Here is a 17186-nt window from a genome sequence, read left to right as displayed (position 1 = left end):
TGATGGCGTGACCGGCTCAGCCCACCATCGCCGAGATATCGAAACGGCAGGGGTTGAGCGGCGTTTCCCCGTGCGGAATGCGGCTGGCGCTTCGTTCGTACTGCTGCCACAGCTGCCGCCGCGCCGGGGTATCGAACATCCGCGCATGCAACAGGTCGAGAAAGTGCAGCATGGTCTGCGCATCGACCCTGGCCTTGCCCAGCGTGTGCTCGCTCAGCACACAGGACATCGCGTAGCGCACCTGCGTCACCTCCGGCCCCAGCCTGGCCGGATCGGTCTGCCGCACCGCACGCTGCCACGCCCGCGCCAGCTGGCTGCTGGCGGCAAACGCCGCGGCATTGCCGGCAAAGCGCGCGGCAATCAGCTCGCCGACGTCGTCACGCAGCAGGTCGCCATTACGATCCGGCGGGAACACGGACTCCGCCACCGGCAGGCGCTCCTGCGACAGCAGCAAGAACAGTCCCAGTGCGCCACCGCAGGCGGTGGTAACGGCGCTGACCAGCAATCGGCCTGCCATCCTCTTCTCCCGTTTCTGCTTGCCCTGCTCCTGCTTGTTCTATAGCAGAGACTGCCAATACGGCAGCCCCTGCCCGACTTACAGCAGCCCCAGCCCCTTCAGCATCACCAGCAGGATCAGCAGCGGGGTCACATACTTCAGCAAACCGTACAGCAGCTGCACCACGACACGGTTGTGCAGCACGCCCTCGTTCGACAGCGCCGCCATCATCTTGTCCTTGCCCCATACCCAGGACACGAACAGGCAGATGAAGATGCCGCCTATCGGCAACAGGATGGACGATGACACGAAGTCGAACAAGTCGAAGAAGGTCATGCCGAACAGTTTGACGTCGGCCAGCACGCTGTTGGACAGCGCGCAGCTGGCGCCGATCACGCCCAGCAGCAGCAGGTTGATCAGCGTCGCCCTGGCACGGCTGATGCCGAAACGGCCGACCATCACCGACACCGGCACTTCCAGAAGCGACAGCATCGCACCGGTGGCCGCCACTGCCGACAGCACGAAGAACAGCACCATGAACAGGTGCCCCATCGGCATGCTGGCGAACACCGCCGGGATGGTGATGAACAGCAGCGACGGCCCGGCTTCCGGTTTGAAGCCGAAGGTGAACACCGCCGGGAACACCACGATGCCGGCCAGCATCGACACGAACAGGTCGGCGCTCATCACCCGTACCGTGGTGGCAGGAATGTTCTGGTCGTCACGGAAATAGCTGCCATAGGTCATCATGGTGCCCATGCCGATCGACAGTTTGAAGAACGCCAGTCCCATCGCGATCAACGCCACTTCGGCGGTGATCTTGGAAAAATCGGGAGCGAACAGGAAGGCCAGCCCCTGCGCCGCGCCCGGCAGCATCAGGCTGCGCACGCCCAGCACCAGCAACAGGATGAACAGTACCGGCATCAGCCTCTTGGTGACTGCCTCGATACCCTTGGCCACGCCCAGCAACAGGATACCGCCGATGAACAGCAGCACGCCCCACTGCCACAGCAGCGACTGCAGCGGATCGGACACCAGCGCGCCGAACGCGGCCGAGGTCTGCGCCGGATCCTTGCTCAGGATGTCGCCGCCGATGGCCTTGAACACATAGGCGAACACCCAGCCCGCCACTTCGGAATAAAACGACAGGATCAGGAACGCCGCCAGCACCCCGGAGGCACCGATCAGCCACCAGTATTGCCCGGCCGGTGCCAGCACCCGCAGGGTGGTGACCGCGTCGGCCTTGGCTTTGCGGCCGAGCATGATCTCGGCAATCATCACCGGCAGGCCGACCAGCAGCGTGGCCAGCAGGTAGACCAGCAGGAAACCGGCGCCGCCATTGGCACCAGTGACATAAGGAAACTTCCAGATATTGCCCAGTCCGACCGCGGAACCGAGCGTCGCCGCCAGCACGCCGAAGCTGCTGGTAAAGGCATCCCGCGCCTGACCCGCGGGTGTCGCGGGTTGCGTAGTTTGTTTCATGGTTTGTCCCACCTTGAAATGACAACAAGCCCGCCGCCGTGGATAACAGCGCGGGCATCACTCTCCACTGCAATGGAGGGTCGGGATTTTGAAGGGGGAACGAAAGACAGTAAAGGAGATTCTTACAGCCCCGCCGGGCGCACAAGGCGCTCGGTCAGCCGCCACAGCCAGTCGCGGCACAGCGCCAGCTGACCGAGTTCGACATACTCGTCGGGACGGTGCGCCTGCTCGATCGAACCGGGGCCGCAGACCACCGCGGCAATACCGGCCTCGGCAAAGCGGCCGGCCTCGGTGGTGTAGGCCACCGCTTCGCCACGGCAACCGTGGCACAGCGCGTCGACATGCTGGCGCACGCTGCTGTCGGCGTCCGATTCGAACGGCGGGCAGTTGACCAGCGGCTCGAAGCTGATCGCCGCCTCCGGCGCCACCTGCTGCATTTCCGCGCTCAACAGCGCCGCGTAGTCGCGCACCGAGTCGACGAAACGCTGGTGATTGTCACCCGGCAACCAGCGGCACTCGAACACGAATTCGCAATCCTTGGGCACAATGTTGGCCGCGGTGCCGCCGTGGATGACGCCGGTCTGCAAGGTGGTGAACGGCACGTCATACAGTGCCTGCCGCATGCCGAAACTCTGTTCGGCATCGGCCAGCTTGCGGATGTGCACGATCAGCTTGGCGGCATACTCGATGGCGTTGACGCCCTTGGGCGTCAGCGAGGAATGCGCGGCGCGGCCGAGCACGTGGCAACGGTAATGTGCAATGCCCTTGTGGGCGATCACCGGCCGCATCATGGTCGGCTCGCCGATGATGCAGCCCTCGATCGGCAGCTGTCGTTGCTGCAGGTCGGCAATCAGGCGCCCGACCCCCAGACAACCGACTTCCTCGTCGTAAGACAGCGCGATACCGATGGCGCGCTGCAACTGGCCGGCTGCGGCCAACCTTGTCCACTCCTCGACCAGGGACAGCACGCAGGCAATAAAGCCCTTCATGTCGCAACTGCCGCGACCATAGAGACGACCGTCGCGCTCACTCATGATAAAAGGGTCGCTCTGCCAGCTCTGGCCGTCGACCGGCACCACGTCGGTGTGCCCGGACAACACCACGATCGGCAGCGCCGGATCCCCGATCACAGCAAACAGGTTGGCCTTGTCGCCGGCATCGGAAAAAGTCAGCGTGCTGTCCACGCCAAACTGCACCAGATAGTCCCGCACCCATCGGATCAGGGCCAGGTTGGACTCACGACTGGTGGTGTCAAAAGCGATCAGCTGGGCGAGGATGGTTTGCATGGCGCGATCAGAGGTAGTTGAACAGGGACAGGCTCTTCACCTGGGAAAAGGTTTTCTGCGTGACTTCCAGCGCCGTTCTGGCCATCTCGAAGTCGGACACCGCCTTGGCCAGATCCAGGTCTTCCAGATTGCTGATCTGCGACGCGTATTGCACGCTCAGGGCGTCACCCATCTCGATCAGCGAATCGGTCTCCTGCATGCGCGAACCCAGCGAGGCCCGGCTGGCCAGTACCTGCGATAGGCCGTCATCCAGCCCCTGAATGGCCGTCGCAATATTGGTGGCGTAGTTGGGATCCACCGAACCAGCCGACAGCGCCTCGTCGAACACCGATAGCGACTGCCACAGCTCGTTGCCGGCCGCGGCCGGCCCTGCCGGAGCGGGTCCGGCCGGAGTTGAGGTACGACCGAACACCACCGAACCAGGCTCGGTCACCGCGATCTCGCGGCTGGACGAGATCGCCATGTACTGGCGCTGGTCATTGCCCTGATAGTTGATATTCAGCTGCGGCGGGGTCGCCTGCACCGCCATGGTAAACGGCGGCTTGCTCTTGTCGGTGCCACCGAAGATATAGTTGGAGGCACCATCGGTGGTGTTGGCGAGCGAAACCAGCTCTTTCACTTTCTCGCGCATCTCGTTCTGGATCGCCTGCCGATCCTCGTTGGTCAGCACCGTGTTGCCCGCCTGCACCGCCAGGGTCTTGATCGAGATGATGGTGTTGGAGACGTTGCCGAGGATGGTATCGGTAATCGCCAGTTGCGAGGCGGCCGCCTTGGCATTGCTGGATTGCTGCGTATTCATCGACTTGGACTGGTTGATGTCGACCAGCGTGGCCGCCGCCACCGGGTCATCCGATGCCCGGTTGATGCGTTTCAGGGTCGACAGCTGCTCGTTGAGGCGGTTGAGCTGGGAACCCTTGCTTTGCAGGTTATAGGTGCCCATGATGTATTGGGTATTGCTGCTGACTCTCATTGCCTTATCCTCTGAAAACTATCAACGCAGGTCCAGCAGCGACTGGAAAATTTCCTGCGCCACCTGGATGACCTTGCTCGACGCCTGGTAGGCCTGCTGATAGCGTATAAGATTCGCCGCTTCCTCGTCGAGATTGACGCCGGAGAACGATTCCCTCTTCAATTTTACTTCCTGCAACGCCGCTTCCTGTGCCGTCAGGCTCACCTGCACCACGTTGGTACGGCTACCGACATAGCTGACGGTCTGGCCATAAAACGACTGCAGGCTGCCGGTACGCGCGGCGCCGACGGCGGGCAGGAAGGTCGAGGTGGAATTGGGCGTCGCCGCCATCAGTGGCCGCGTCTGCAAGCGGGCCATTTCCAGCAGGTTGGCGTTATCCAGCTGCGCCGACTCGCCTGGGGCTCCGGTGCGCGGCGTCACCGGGATGGTCTGGTTGGTTGCCGCTTGCCCCTCGAACTTGAAGGCGATGTGCTGGCCACTGGCGAGGGTGAATTCGTAAACGCCGGCCTGGGTTGCCGACTGCGTCACCGGTACGATGGTGCCGCCGAAATCCGCCTCGAACGGCGGGGTATTGCCCGGAATATAGTTCAAGGCCAGCGCCGGCGCCGCCGGCAGGGTCGGGTTGGCCGCTGGCGACAGGTTGGACACCTGCCAGATCGCCGAAATGGATGGTTTGCCGCCCGGCACCTCGGTCGGGTCGACCGGCGTGGTGGCACCGGCCTGGATGCCGGAGGCGACCGCCAGCTGCGATGGCTCCTGCACCGCCACGGCAAAACGGCGCAAGGCATCACGCATTGCCTTGGCTTCACCGGCCGGTGTTGTCGCGTTCTCTGCGGTGGTACGGAAGGCGGTCAAGTCGGCAAACATCGGGGTACTGGCCGGCAGACCGTTCAGGTCGACACCCAGCGCCTGCTGCCGGTTCATCGCGTCGGAAAACTCGACCGCCATGCGGCCAAGGTCGGCCTGCACGCGGGCCACATCGTAATTCAGCGTGGTCATGGCGCCGGCGATGCTGCCACCGGCGATCAACTGCGAATTGAGCACCACCGTATTGTTGGTGCCCGGCAGCTTGATGCCCAGTGACGGTGCTTCCGGATCTTCCGGCTGCGCCGGTGCGCCACGCATCATGGTCATCTCGTAACTGGTCTCGCCGATCACCAGCGGGTGGCCCTGGCCGATGTAGACGCTATACATGCCGTCGGACTGCTCGACCACGTCGGTCTTGATCAGCTTGTTCAGGTCGCGTACCAGCGTATCGCGCTGGTCCAGCAGGTCGTTGGGCGCACGGCCCTCGCCCTGGTTCAGGGAAATGATCTGCTCGTTGAGGGCGGCGATCTGCCTGGCGTAGGAGTTGACCCCCTCCACAGAGGTATTGATCTGGTTGATCAGGCCGTTACGCACCTCTTCCATGCGCGTATTCATCGACTGGAAACGGCCGGACAGCGACTCGGCCTGGCTGATCACCGACTGCCGGGCGGCGATGGAGGTCGGCTGCTGGCTGAGGGTTTGCAGGCTGGCGTAGAAACCCTGCATCAGGTTTGAGAGGCCGGCATTGCCATCGGTAATCAGGTTGTCGATATCGGAGAGGGCGGTGGCCTGGGTCTGGAAGCCGCTGCTGGACGCGGTGACATTCTGCAGCTGCTCGTCCATGAAGCCGTCGTACAGCCGCGATACCGCGTACAGGTCGACACCACGGCCGGCATAGCCGTAACCGACAAACTGTGGCGTCGCCGCACTCTGGGAAAGACGCTGGCGGTTGTAGCCATCGGTATTGACGTTGCTGATGTTGTGGCTGGTCACGTCCAATGCCGCGCGTGCCGCATTGAGACCACTGATACCGATACTGAAAATACCACTCATGATTCACTCTCCCGTTGTTCTTTATCGGCAGCTAGGCGGCTGAACTTTAGCGTGCCAGCAGGGACTGGGCGACGCCGGCCAGTTTGCGCGCATACGCCGGATCGGTGGCGTAGCCGCCCTGCTGCAGCGCCACGGCAAAGCCCTGCGCGTTATCGCCCTGGTTCAGCGCGCGCTGGTAGCGGCTACTGCCTTCCAGCAACTTGGCGTAATCGTCGAATGCCGCCTGCAGGCTCGGATAGGAACGGAACGATTCCACCTGCTTGCGCGCCTTGCCGTCGACGTACTCGGTGGTCAGCGTCGCCACCGATTCGCCGCGCCACGAGCCGCCGGCCTTGATGCCGAACAGGTTGTAGCTCTCGCGGCCATCCGGATGACGGATGCTGCGACTGCCCCAGCCGCTTTCCAGTGCGGCGTGGCCAACCAGCAATTCCGGCGCCACGCCGAGGCGCTCGGCCGCCTGGCCAGCATGCGTCAACAGGGTGCTGACAAATGCCTGCCGCTCGCTCGGAATCGCCACTGGTGCCGGCGCCGCTGTGGCGGTGCCGGCAGCTTCCGCATACTTGCGGATGGCTTTCGCCGCCGCGGCGGGTAGCGCCGGCAAGGGCAGCATGCCGCTGCCGGCCGCCGGCGTCGCGGTCTGGTCAATCCGCGCCACGCCCTCGATCTGGCGCGCCAGCATGTCGGCCAGCCCGGTACCACCGCCCTGCACCATCGCGTTGACCATCTGCTGGTCGAGCATGCCGCGGTAGGTGCCCAGCTCCGAGGAATCCTCTTCGCCGTCAAAACCGTTGCTGCGCATCGACGCCATCATCTGGTTCAGCAGGATGGCCTCGAACTGGCTGGCGACCTGCCGGATCGCTTCCTTCGGATTGCTGCGCGCAAGGGAAGACAGGCGCTCGGTCGCATTGGGATCGATCGCTAATTGATTGCTGGCATCGCGGGAAACTTGCATGGCAGGAACGCTAAACAGACACAGATGCCGGATTTACAGCAAGAATCAGGCCAGCAAAAAAGGCGATGCCCGTCAGGGACATCGCCTTGCAACTGACTTGCGGCCAACCTTGCCGCTCAGATGATCTGCAATTCCGCCTTCAGCGAGCCGGAGGCCTTCATCGCCTGCAGGATGGAGATCAGGTCCTGCGGCGTGGCGCCGACCGAATTCAGGGCGCCGACCACCTCCGACAGCGAGGCACCGCCGGGAATGTTGACCACCTTGCTGCCGTCGGCACTGACACTGACATCGGCCTTGCGGGTGACCGCCGTCTGGCCGCCGCTCAGCGGCGGCGGCTGGCTCACCGTCGAGGTACTGTTGACCGTCACCGACAGGTTGCCGTGGGCAATCGCGCACGGGTCTATGCGTACCGCCTTGTTCATCACGATGGAGCCGGTACGGGCATTGATGATCACCACGGGGGAAACTTCTGCCGCCTCGACGGCAATATTTTCCAGCCGCGACAGAAACTGGATCCGCGCATTGCTGTCCTGCGGCGCCCGCACCTCAATCTGGCGACCGTCCAGCGCCCGCGCCGTCTGGCCACCCAGCTCGCGATTGATCGCCTGCACCACGCGGTTGGCAGTGGTGAAGTCCGATTCCAGCAACTGCAGCGCCACCATGTCGCCCATGCCCAGCGAGGCCGGCAACTCGCGCTCGACCGTCGCCCCCGCCGGAATGCGGCCAACGCTGAGGTGGTTGATCTGCGTCTTGCTGCCCCCGGCGGCGGCGGCGGCACCGCCGACCACCACATTACCCTGTGCCAGCGCGTAGATCTGGCCGTCGATACCCTTCAGCGGCGACAGCAGCAAGGTGCCGCCACGCAGGCTCTTGGCATCGCCGATCGACGACACCGTGATGTCCAGCGCCTGGCCGCGCCGTGCAAACGGTGGCAGGGTCGCGGTCAGGCTCACCGCGGCCACGTTCTTCGGGTCGATCTTCATCCCCTGCGGGATCTGCACCCCGAGCTGGTTCAGCATATTGCCCAGCGACTGGCCGGTGAACGGCGAGGCACTGGCCTTGTCGCCACTACCGTCGAGGCCGACCACCAGGCCGTAACCGATCAGCGGGTTGGAGCGCACGCCGGCCACGCTGGCCAGCTCCTTGATCTTCTGGGCGGCAAACAGCGGACCGGCCAGCAGCGCCAGGCAAACCACCACGACAAAACGCGACATCACTTATCCCTTAAAACGGCAGCAGTGACAGGAAAATTTTCTGCAGCCAGCCGGTGTCATTATAAGCGCGGCTGCGACCCTGGTTGATCTGCTCGATGCGGGCATCGGCCATCCGCGTCGATTCGACGTTGTTGCCCTGCTTGATGTCGCGCGGGTTGATCACCCCGGACAGGCGGATGAATTCATGCTCGCCGTTGATCTTCATCTGCTTCTCGCCGCTGACCAGCAGGTTGCCGTTCGGGTAGACGTCGATCACGGTCACGGTGATGGAGGCATTGAAGGAGCTGCTGTTGGTATTGCTGCTGGAGCCGCTCTCGCTGGCGCTGCCACTGCCGTTCAGGCTGGCACCGCCCAGTTTCTTCTCGATGGCGCCGGGGAAGAACGGCAGCGACACGCCGGCATTGATGCCGCCGTTGATCGAGGAATCGCGCTCGCCCTCGGTCTCTTCCTTGCTGCTGGAGCGGTTGTTCTCGCGGATGGTGACGGTGAGGATGTCGCCGACGCGCACCGGCACCTTGTCCTCGAACAGCGGCTGGTAGCTGGCGGCCTGGAAGATGGAGCCGTCGGCCGGCAGCTGCGCCGGCTGCGGCTGTGGCCGCACCGCCATCGGCTGATGCGTGATCGGCGCCGTCTGTACCGCGCAGGCGGCCAGCAGCAGCGCCGAACACAGCGGCAACACGAGATTCAGCAGGCGCTTCATGGGCTACTCCTTAGACTTTAGAGCTGGGTCAGCTTCTGCAGCATTTCGTCGGCGGTCTTGATCGCGCGCGAGTTGATCTCGTAGGCGCGCTGCGCGGTGATCATGTTGATCAGCTCTTCGGTCACGTTGACGTTGGAACCCTCGACATAGCCCTGCGAAATGGTGCCGCGGCCATCAAGGCCGGGCTGGCCTTCGATCGGATCACCGGACGCGCCGGTCGCCAGATACAGGTTGCCGCCGATGCTTTCCAGCCCCTGCGGGTTGATGAAGGTGGCAGTGTTGATCTGGAACGATCCGGTGGCAGTGGTAGCCCCGGCATCGAAATACTCCAGCAAGCCTTCGGGCGACAGCGTGATCTTGGTGGCGGTCGCCGGAATGGTGATCGCCGGGTCCAGCGCCAGGCCGGCGGCATTGACCACCAAGCCTTCATTGTTGCGCTTGAACTCGCCGTTGCGGGTGTAGGCGATGGTGCCGTCGGTCTGCTGGATGCGGAAGAAACCGTCGCCGGCGATCGCCATGTCCAGCGACTGCTCGGTGCGGATCATCTCACCCTGGGTGTGTACCCGCGCGGTGGCCACCGGTGCGGCACCGGTACCGGCGTGCAGGCCGGTCGGCAGCACGTTGCCGTTCGACAGCTGGGCGCCTGGCTGGCGCAGGGTCTGGTAGTACAGGTCTTCAAAAATGGCGTTGGAGCGCTTGAAGCCCTTGGTGTTCACGTTGGCGAGGTTGTTGGATACCACGTCCAGCTTGAACTGGCTGGCATCCATACCGGTCTTGGCCACATACAAGGCACGAATCATGTTGTTGTCCTGTTATCGCTTCGTTTAGCCGGTAATCGACAGCAATTCTGTCGCCTGGCGGGCATTCTGCTCCGCCGTCTGCATCAGCTTGATATTGAGATCGTAATGGCGGGAGTGGCTGATCATCTGCACCAGGCTCTCGACCGCATTGACGTTGCTGGCCTCCAGGAAGCCGCTCTTCAGTTGCACGTTGGCCGCAGCCGGTGCGTCCTGGCCGTCGTGCTGGCGGAACAGGCCGTCATCGCCCTTGTACACCGCACGCTCCCCCGGATTGACCAGCTTGATGCGACCCAGCACCTGCACGGTACGGTCGGCACCAACGCTGGGCGAAGCCGACACCGTCCCGTCGATGCCGAGGGTGATCCGCGAGCCCGGCGGTACCACGATCTGGCCACCCTCGCCCTGGATCGCCAGCCCGGAACGGGTGCGCATCACGCCTTCGGTGTCGACGATGTAGCCACCGTCGCGGGTGTAGGCCTCACCGCCACCCGGTGCCTGCACCGCGAAAAAGCCCGGCGTCGCCAGCGCGAAATCGCTTTCGTTGCCGGTCAGTTGCAGCGAGCCCTGGCTCATGTCGTGACCGACGGTATTGTCGACCTGGTAGGTACGCGTCGGCGCACCGTCGCCGACCACGCGCAGCGCCCGGAAAGACGCCAGATCGGCCTTGAAGCCGTTGGTATGGACGTTGGCAAGGTTGTTGGAAGTGGTCGCCTGTTGCCAGGCGACGTGCTTCGCACCATTCATTGCCAGATACAGCACCTTATCCATGAATCCGTCTCTCCGCGCTTAGCATCTCAACCCGCATTAACGCAGGTTGAGCAGGGTCTGCATGATGGTGTCTTGGGTCTTGATGGTCTGCGCGTTGGCCTGGTAGTAGCGCTGCGCAATGATCATGTTCACCAGTTCGGCGGTGGTATCGACGTTGGACTCCTCCAGCGCCGACGGCTTGATGTAACCCATGCCGCCGGAGTTGGGGTCGGCCATGCTGCGGGCGCCGGCATCGCTGCTGTACAGCCAGCGGTTGTTGCCGTTAGGTACCAGACCCTGGATGTTGGAGAAGTTGTACAAGGTGATCTGGCCGATCGGCTCGGTCACACCGTTGGTGTAGTTGGCGTAGATCACGCCAGCGGAGTCGGCGCCGATACCGGTGAACTTGCCGGCCGGATAGCCGCCGGCCACCTGGCGGGAGACGCTGTAATCGCCGCTGTACTGGGTGCTGTTGGTGAAGTCGATATCGAATGCCGGGTGGGCGCTGGCAGCACTGGTATCGGCGGCAATGGTGATAATGTTGTCCGACCACGCGGTCAGCTGACCGGACTGGTCAAACTTGACCTGGGTCGGCGCGCCCGCTACCAAGGTGCCGTCTACCGAGTGGTACACGTCCCAGTTGTTCACGTCCAGCGTCGACGGCGGCACGGTGGCCGGCACCACCGGGTCGGTGGTCGAGGCACGGCGGGCAAAGTACACCGACACGGTATGCACGTTGCCGTAGTTGTCGTAGAACTTGGCACCGCTGGTATAGGAATAGGTGGACGCGTCCAGCGGGTCAAACGGCTTGACCGCCGGGTCGATCACCGCGCCGCCCCCGTTCAGGTTAAAGCTCCAGTCGATGCCGCGCTCGCCGGGAGCACCGGTCGCCTTGGCGATGCCGCTGTTGATGGTGGACACCTGCAGCGGCTGTTCGGCACCGGTTTTCACGCCGTTGACCATCTGGTAGCCGTTCAGGTAGTAGCCGTTGTTGACGATGTAGCCTTCCTTGTCCAGCTTGAACTCGCCGTTGCGGGAGAACGCCTCGATGCCGCCGTTGCCGGTGTTTTCACTGGTCAACCGGTAAAAGCCGTTGCCGGAAATCGCCATGTCCAGCGGGTTGTTGGTGGTGGTGATGTTGCCCTGCTGGAACTGCTGCGACACCGCCAGCACCTGCACCCCGACGCCGGCCTGGGTATTGGTACCCGCCTGGGTCGAGGCCGAGGCCAGAGAACGGGCGTACAGATCGCCAAACTCGACGCGCGAGCCCTTGAAACCGATGGTGCTGCCGTTGGCAATATTGTTGCCGATCACGTCCAACTGCTTGGACGCTGCGCTCAGACCACTCAAACCTTGCTGGAAACCCATGTTCTATCCCCCGAATGCTTAACCGGAATGTCTTAGATAAGTTGCGTCACGTCGCTCATCGACATCCGCTTGCCGTTTTCCAGCACCAATGAAGAAACGCCCTTGTCGATCGCCACACTGCTGATCTTGACCGGATTCAGGATCTTGGCATCCACCGCCACCGTCCCGTTCACCGCCTTGATCGAGATCGAATACTGGCCGTCCGGCTGCTGCACGCCGGCCGCGTTCTTGCCGTCCCAGCCGACCGTCAGCTGGCCGGCTGTCTGCGCGCCAAGCTTGATCTCGCTGACCACCACGCCGGCGGCGTTCTTGATGGTGACCACCGCGTCGCTGGCCGACTGCGGGAAATCCACCACCGCCTTGGCCGCGCCGCCATTGAGGCTGACTTCGTTGCCGGGGATCAGCGCGTAGCGGCCGATCATCAGCGTCGCCAGCAGCGACTGGCTGGCGGACTGGTTGTCCGACAGCGCCTTGATCGAGGCGTTGACGCTTTCCAGGCCGCTGACGGTGCTAATCTGCGCCATCTGGCTGGTCATCTGCGCGTTGTCCATCGGGTTCGACGGATCCTGGGTTTTCAGCTGCGTGGTCAGCAGCTTCAGGAAGCGGTTCTGGATGTCTTCGGCGTTACTGCCCGCCTTGTTGCTGGCGACGTTGTACGACTCGAAGTCGATGCCGGTGGCGGTGGCGCTGTTTACGGTTGCCATGCGAGACCTCTAACGGTTACTGGCCAAGCTGCAAGGTTTTTTGCAGCAGGGTCTTTGCGGTATTCATTACTTCGACGCTGGTCTGGTAGGAGCGCGAAGCGGAAATCATGTCGGCCATTTCTTCCACCGGGTTGACGTTGGGCATCTTGATATAGCCACGCTCGTCGGCCAGCGGATGGCCCGGTTCGTACTTGAGGCGGAACGGCGAGGTGTCCTCGACGATCGAGGTCACCCGCACCCCGGCCACCTGCGGCATGTCGGCGGTCACCGGCGTGGCGGTGAACACCGCGTGGCGGCCGCGGAACGGCTCGCCGGTGGAGCTGGTGGCGCTCTCCGCGTTGGCGATATTGCTGGCCACCAGGTTCAGGCGCATCGACTGCGCCGTCAGCGCCGAGCCGGCAATATTGAAGACATTAGACAGCGACATGGTTATTGCCCACCCTTGATTGCGTCCATCAGCCCGCTGATTCTCCGGTTGAGGAAGGTCAGCGTGGACTGGTATTTCATCGCGTTGTCGGTAAACGCGGCGCGCTCGACATCCATATCGACGGTGTTGCCGTCGAGGCTGGGCTGTACCGCGCTGCGATACTGCAGGCCGCCATCATCGACGCTGGCGTGACCCTGGGCCGCCAGATGGCGCTCGTTGCTGGTCGCCAGCGCCAAGCCGCTTTGCGATGCGCGCAGCTGGCCTTGCAGTGCCTTGCCGAAATCGAAATCCACCGCCTTGTAGCCTGGCGTATCCGCGTTGGCGATATTGCTGGCAATCACTTCCACCTTCTTGGCACGCAGGCCAAGCGATTGCTGGAAGAAGTTGAGGTGGTCGGAAATCTTGTCGAGCATGATCGGTCGTCCGTTAAGTTGGCATCCTTAAAGCATGAACTGTGCCAATCAAAAAACAGCCGCCCAGCGCTCAAGTTTCGGCCGCGGCAGCCGAAAACGCCTGCCCAATGGCGCATCCGCCGCCGGCAAGGCGGCAAGATTTGCCGCCGCGCGCCGGAAACGGCAACGCCACCGGCAAGGGTGGCGTTGGGCATGGCGATTGCGGCCAAGGTTGGCCGCAAGACAGCGCGTTCAGTCGTCGCTGCGGATCTCGAAATCGTGGGTAATGTCGGCGGTCTTGCCGAGCATGATCGAGGCCGAGCAGTACTTCTCCGCCGACAGCTTGATGGCGCGCTCCACCACGTCAGCCTTCAGCTCGCGGCCCACCACCACGAAGTGGAAGTGGATCCTGGTGAACACCTTCGGGTCGCTGTCGGCACGCTCGGCGTCCATCTCTACCCAACAGTCGCGCACGTCCTGACGCGACTTCTTCAGGATGTTCAGCACGTCATAGCTGGTGCAGCCGGCGGTGCCCAGCAGCAGCAGTTCCATCGGCCGCGGGCCGAGGTTGCGGCCGCCGCCTTCCGGCGCGCCGTCCATCACCACCGCATGGCCGCTGCCGGTTTCGCCCATGAAACACACGCCATCCACCCACTTCAGTCTTGCTTTCATCTTGCCTTCCCCTTGGATTCAGACCGCAAGCGTATCACTGCCGATTTGGGCGAACAAAGAATCACCGGTAAAATGGAAAGATTGTTTAGTTTTGAAGCCACTCACATGCTCGTATTGGGAATTGAATCGTCTTGCGACGAAACCGGCGTCGCGCTGTACGACACCGAACACGGCCTGATTGCCGACCAGCTGCACTCGCAGATGGCGATGCACGCCGAATACGGCGGCGTGGTGCCGGAGCTGGCCAGCCGCGACCACATCCGCCGCGTCACGCCTCTGACCCGCGCCTGTCTCGCCGAAGCCGGCAAGACGCTGCAGGACATCGACGCCATCGCCTACACCGAAGGCCCCGGCCTCGGCGGCGCGCTGCTGGTCGGCGCCAGCTTCGCCAATGCGCTGGCGGTGGGACTGAACATCCCGGTGATCAGCGTGCACCACCTCGAAGGCCACCTGCTGTCGCCACTGCTGGCCGATCCGCGGCCGGCATTCCCCTTCCTGGCGCTACTGGTCTCCGGCGGCCACACCCAGATCATGGCCGTGCGCGGCGTCGGCGATTACCAGATCCTCGGTGAGACCGTGGACGACGCCGCCGGCGAAGCCTTCGACAAGACCGCCAAGCTGCTCGGCCTGCCCTACCCCGGCGGCCCGCTGCTGTCGAAACTGGCGGAAGAAGGCGACCCGGCGCGCTTCACCCTGCCGCGCCCGATGCTGCACAGCGACAACCTCGACATGAGCTTCTCCGGCCTGAAAACCGCGGTGCTGATGCTGAAGAAACAGGTCGAGGCCGAATGCGGCAGCGTCGACGAGCAGGCGCGCAAGGACATCTGCCGCGCCTTCCAGGAAGCCATCGTCGACGTGCTGGTCAGCAAGTGCGTGAAGGCGCTGAAACAGCACGGCCTGCAGCGCATCGTGGTCGCCGGCGGTGTCGGCGCCAACAAGCAGCTGCGCGCGGCGCTGGATGCCGCCGCGGCCAAGCGCCGCTTCGGCGTGTTCTACCCGCCGCTGAAGCTGTGCACCGACAACGGCGCAATGATCGCCTTCGCCGGCGCCATGCGCCTGCAGTACGCGCGTACCGCCGGCAGCTTTACCGTGAAGCCGCGCTGGGATCTGTCCACCCTGCCCAAGGCCTGACCCTCACCCGCCGGCCGCCACCAGGCGGCCGCCCTACCGAATCGCTATGATCCAGCTAAAAAACCTGTCCCTGCGCCGCGGCCTGAAAGAATTGCTTGTTGCGGCCAACCTCACCATCAACCCTGGCAACAAGGTCGGCATGACCGGTGCCAACGGCGCCGGCAAGTCCAGCGTCTTCGCGCTGCTGAAAGGCGAACTGCACGCCGAAAGCGGCGAAGTGCTGCTGCCGCCGCACTGGACCATGGCGCACGTGGCGCAGGAAACCCCGGCACTGCCGCAATCGGCGCTCGATTTCGTGCTCGACGGCGACGCCGAGCTGCGCCGCCTGCAGCAAAGGTTGGCCGCCGCCGAAGCCAGTGCCGACGGTAACGCCATCGGCAGCCTGCACGCCGAGCTGGACCGCATCGACGGCTATTCCGCCGCCGCCCGCGCCGGCAAGCTGCTGGCCGGCCTCGGCTTCCCCGTCGAACACCAGAGCCGCGCGGTGTCCACCTTCTCCGGTGGCTGGCGCATGCGTCTGAACCTGGCGCAGGCGCTGATGTGCCGCTCCGACCTGCTGCTGCTGGATGAACCGACCAACCACCTGGACCTGGAAACGGTGCTGTGGCTGGAAGACTGGCTGAAGGCCTACGAAGGCACCCTGATCGTGATCTCGCACGACCGCGACTTCCTCGACAGCGTGGTGACGCACATCGTCGACGTGTCGCAGCAGAAGCTCACCCTCTACACCGGCAACTACAGCCAGTTCGAGGTGATGCGCGCGGAAAAGCTGGCCCAGCAGCAGGGCAACTACGAGAAACAGCAGCGCCAGGTCGCACACCTGGAATCGTTCATCACCCGCTTCAAGGCCAAGGCCAGCAAGGCACGCCAGGCGCAGAGCCGCATCAAGGCGCTGGAGAAGCTGGAACGCATCGCGCCGGCGCACGTCGATTCGCCGTTCGACTTCCACTTCGACACCCCGGACAACCTGCCCAACCCGCTGCTGAAGCTGGAACGCGCCGATGTCGGCTACGGCGACACCCCCATCCTGCGCCAGTTGTCGCTGTCGGTGGAATCCGGCAGCCGCATCGGCCTGCTCGGCGTCAACGGCGCCGGCAAGTCGACGCTGGTGAAGCTGCTGGCCGGCGAGCTGCAGCCGCTGGCCGGCGAAGTGATCGGCGCCAAGATGCTGCGCATCGGCTACTTCACCCAACACCAGCTCGACACGCTGCGCTCCGACGAATCGCCGCTGTGGCACATGCAGAAGCTGGCGCCACAGGCGCGCGAGCTGGAGCTGCGCAGCTTCCTCGGCGGCTTCAACTTCCGTGGCGACACCGTCAACGCGCTGGTCGGGCCGATGTCCGGCGGCGAAAAGGCGCGTCTGGCGCTAGCGCTGCTGGTATGGCAAAAGCCGAACCTGCTGCTGCTGGACGAACCGACCAACCACCTCGACCTCGACATGCGCCACGCGCTGATGCTGGCGCTGCAGGACTTCGGCGGCGCGCTGATCGTAGTGTCGCACGACCGCTCGCTGCTGGAATCCACCACCGACGCCTTCTGGCTGGTGGCCGGCGGCAAGGTGCAGCCGTTTGACGGCGATCTGGAAGACTACCGCCAGTGGCGGCTGCAGCAGCAGGCCGACAACGGCAAGGCACCGGGCAGCGCCGCCAGCGACGGCGTCAACCGCAAGGAACAGAAGCGGCTGGAGGCCGATGCCCGCAACAAGCTGGCGGCGCAACGCAAGCCGCTGCAGACCAAGCAGAACAAGCTGGACAAGGACATGGCCACGCTGAATGCCGAAAAGGCCGAGCTGGACGCCTTTCTGCTGCTGGAAGAAGCCTACCAGGAGCACAACAAGGCACGGCTGGCCGCCGCGCTGAAGCGCCAGGGCGAACTCTCCGCCCAGCTGGAGGAAATGGAAATGGCGTGGCTGGAACTGCAGGAAGCGATGGAGGCACTGGAGGGCTGAGCCGCCGGCAACCGCTCTTAAAAATATTGCGGCCAAC

17 protein-coding genes are annotated in these 17186 nt (G+C 63.8%); 2 read left to right on the top strand and 15 right to left on the bottom strand.

What is annotated here, in order from left to right:
• Nucleotides 1-16 precede the first annotated feature (16 nt).
• From NOM55_RS09500 to NOM55_RS09430, 15 genes are all read right to left on the bottom strand, one after another.
• Nucleotides 17-517, bottom strand: a complete 501-nt coding sequence (locus NOM55_RS09500; protein WP_255908386.1) for a hypothetical protein — start codon at nt 515-517, stop codon at nt 17-19.
• Nucleotides 518-595: 78 nt separating this feature from the next.
• Nucleotides 596-1978: a sodium-dependent transporter gene (locus tag NOM55_RS09495; RefSeq protein WP_047967008.1), complete on the bottom strand. Its 1383-nt coding sequence runs from the start codon at nt 1976-1978 to the stop codon at nt 596-598.
• A 122-nt stretch (nt 1979-2100) separates the two neighbouring features.
• Nucleotides 2101-3264: an acetylornithine deacetylase gene (argE, locus tag NOM55_RS09490; RefSeq protein WP_255908385.1), complete on the bottom strand. Its 1164-nt coding sequence runs from the start codon at nt 3262-3264 to the stop codon at nt 2101-2103.
• A 7-nt stretch (nt 3265-3271) separates the two neighbouring features.
• A complete protein-coding gene (gene flgL / locus NOM55_RS09485; protein ID WP_255908384.1) occupies nt 3272-4234 on the bottom strand; it encodes a flagellar hook-associated protein FlgL in 963 nt (320 codons plus the stop codon).
• Between the two features lie 21 nt (nt 4235-4255).
• Nucleotides 4256-6094 carry a flagellar hook-associated protein FlgK gene (gene flgK / locus NOM55_RS09480; RefSeq protein WP_255908383.1) on the bottom strand — a complete coding sequence of 613 codons (1839 nt, stop codon included), beginning with the start codon at nt 6092-6094 and terminating at the stop codon, nt 4256-4258.
• 46 nt (nt 6095-6140) lie between these two features.
• Nucleotides 6141-7046 carry a flagellar assembly peptidoglycan hydrolase FlgJ gene (flgJ, locus tag NOM55_RS09475; protein WP_255908382.1) on the bottom strand — a complete coding sequence of 302 codons (906 nt, stop codon included), beginning with the start codon at nt 7044-7046 and terminating at the stop codon, nt 6141-6143.
• Nucleotides 7047-7162: 116 nt separating this feature from the next.
• Nucleotides 7163-8260: a flagellar basal body P-ring protein FlgI gene (locus NOM55_RS09470; protein ID WP_255908381.1), complete on the bottom strand. Its 1098-nt coding sequence runs from the start codon at nt 8258-8260 to the stop codon at nt 7163-7165.
• Between the two features lie 10 nt (nt 8261-8270).
• Complete coding sequence (locus NOM55_RS09465) at nt 8271-8960, bottom strand: flagellar basal body L-ring protein FlgH (protein WP_047967014.1); 690 nt, start codon at nt 8958-8960, stop codon at nt 8271-8273.
• 17 nt (nt 8961-8977) lie between these two features.
• Nucleotides 8978-9760, bottom strand: coding sequence for a flagellar basal-body rod protein FlgG (gene flgG, locus NOM55_RS09460; RefSeq protein WP_047967015.1), 783 nt, complete (start codon nt 9758-9760; stop codon nt 8978-8980).
• Between the two features lie 24 nt (nt 9761-9784).
• Nucleotides 9785-10528 (bottom strand): flagellar basal body rod protein FlgF, encoded by a 744-nt coding sequence (locus NOM55_RS09455; RefSeq protein WP_255908380.1) that lies wholly within the window; start codon nt 10526-10528, stop codon nt 9785-9787.
• A 36-nt stretch (nt 10529-10564) separates the two neighbouring features.
• The gene (flgE, locus tag NOM55_RS09450) at nt 10565-11875 is read right to left on the bottom strand and encodes a flagellar hook protein FlgE (protein ID WP_047967017.1); all 1311 of its coding nucleotides are present in this window, start codon (nt 11873-11875) and stop codon (nt 10565-10567) included.
• Nucleotides 11876-11907: 32 nt separating this feature from the next.
• The gene (locus NOM55_RS09445) at nt 11908-12579 is read right to left on the bottom strand and encodes a flagellar hook assembly protein FlgD (protein ID WP_255908378.1); all 672 of its coding nucleotides are present in this window, start codon (nt 12577-12579) and stop codon (nt 11908-11910) included.
• A gap of 16 nt (nt 12580-12595) precedes the next feature.
• Complete coding sequence (flgC, locus tag NOM55_RS09440; RefSeq protein WP_047967019.1) at nt 12596-13006, bottom strand: flagellar basal body rod protein FlgC; 411 nt, start codon at nt 13004-13006, stop codon at nt 12596-12598.
• A gap of 2 nt (nt 13007-13008) precedes the next feature.
• On the bottom strand, nt 13009-13419 hold the full coding sequence (flgB, locus tag NOM55_RS09435) for a flagellar basal body rod protein FlgB (protein WP_047967020.1): 411 nt from the start codon (nt 13417-13419) through the stop codon (nt 13009-13011).
• A gap of 231 nt (nt 13420-13650) precedes the next feature.
• On the bottom strand, nt 13651-14070 hold the full coding sequence (locus NOM55_RS09430; RefSeq protein WP_047967021.1) for an OsmC family protein: 420 nt from the start codon (nt 14068-14070) through the stop codon (nt 13651-13653).
• A gap of 105 nt (nt 14071-14175) precedes the next feature.
• Here NOM55_RS09430 and tsaD point away from each other — a divergent pair, with 105 nt between their 5' ends.
• Together tsaD and NOM55_RS09420 are read left to right on the top strand one after the other, a co-directional pair.
• A complete protein-coding gene (tsaD, locus tag NOM55_RS09425) occupies nt 14176-15201 on the top strand; it encodes a tRNA (adenosine(37)-N6)-threonylcarbamoyltransferase complex transferase subunit TsaD (protein ID WP_255908376.1) in 1026 nt (341 codons plus the stop codon).
• Nucleotides 15202-15247: 46 nt separating this feature from the next.
• On the top strand, nt 15248-17149 hold the full coding sequence (locus NOM55_RS09420; protein WP_255908375.1) for an ATP-binding cassette domain-containing protein: 1902 nt from the start codon (nt 15248-15250) through the stop codon (nt 17147-17149).
• Nucleotides 17150-17186: the final 37 nt, after the last annotated feature.

The organism is Vogesella sp. AC12 (assembly GCF_024437575.1).
In the GTDB taxonomy this organism is placed as follows: Bacteria; Pseudomonadota; Gammaproteobacteria; order Burkholderiales; family Chromobacteriaceae; genus Vogesella; species Vogesella indigofera.
Note: the sequence above shows the minus strand (reverse complement) of the source record. Positions and strands in the feature narration are given on the sequence as shown.